The organism is Streptomyces achromogenes subsp. achromogenes (assembly GCF_000720835.1).
In the GTDB taxonomy this organism is placed as follows: Bacteria; Actinomycetota; Actinomycetes; order Streptomycetales; family Streptomycetaceae; genus Streptomyces; species Streptomyces achromogenes.
In genome coordinates this window covers 1-362 of record NZ_JODT01000114.1, presented here as the reverse complement: position 1 = coordinate 362, position 362 = coordinate 1, and the positions used below count along the sequence as shown (strand labels likewise).

Annotated in this window: 1 protein-coding gene; it reads right to left on the bottom strand. The window is 68.5% G+C overall.

Annotation, left to right across the window (positions count from 1 at the left end; all coding sequences use genetic code 11):
• On the bottom strand, positions 1-362 hold a 362-nt coding region (locus IH25_RS38250), incomplete at both ends, for an alpha-1,6-glucosidase domain-containing protein (protein ID WP_037656489.1).

Here is a 362-nt window from a genome sequence, read left to right as displayed (position 1 = left end):
GCGAGGGCGCTGATGCGCTGTTGCTGCTGCTCGGGGGTGGCGTTGAAGACGACGACCAGACCGCCGAGTTTCATGGTGATCACGCCGGGGGTCTCGTCCTTGCCGGACAGCGGGAAGGAGAGGTGGTCCTGCACCTCGGTGGTGGTGGCCAGGGAGAAGGACTTCTCCGTGGTGCGGATCTTGAGCAGGTCCCGGTAGGCGGCCGAGGTGCCGGTGATCTGCGGGCAGCCGATCTTGACGGTGGTGAGCAGGGGCCGGGCGTAGTCCCACTTGGACTGGTTGTCGGCGGCCGGGGGCAGGCCGCGACCGAAGCCGTTGCCGTCGGCGCAGTCCCAGTGCAGGGCGTTGAACCAGTCGCCGCT